The organism is Pseudoalteromonas sp. RB2-MNA-CIBAN-0110 (genome assembly GCF_040309305.1).
In the GTDB taxonomy this organism is placed as follows: domain Bacteria; phylum Pseudomonadota; class Gammaproteobacteria; order Enterobacterales; family Alteromonadaceae; genus Pseudoalteromonas; species Pseudoalteromonas arctica.
In genome coordinates, this window is sequence record NZ_JBEOOQ010000360.1 from 1 (window position 1) to 230 (window position 230).

General features: G+C 50.4%; 1 pseudogene. It reads left to right on the forward strand.

The window, feature by feature from the left end:
* Nucleotides 1-230: pseudogene (locus AAEY68_RS21795) on the forward strand (Fic family protein); the annotation flags it as partial.

The window sequence follows — 230 nt, forward strand, 5'->3', positions numbered from 1 at the left end:
GGCAATAGCTTAACTGAAGAACAAATTACCGCCATTGTTGAGGGTAAGCCTGTGCTGGGCAGCGTGCGTGAGCTAGCCGAGGTAAAAGGAGCGATTGCCGCTTATGATGCACTGCCTGCATTCACACCCAGCGCCATTGACGATTTACTCACGGCTCACGGTTTAATGCTGTCAGATATTCTTGTGAATGCCGGTGAGTTTCGCAGTAAAGGCGTGGGTATCCATAAAGG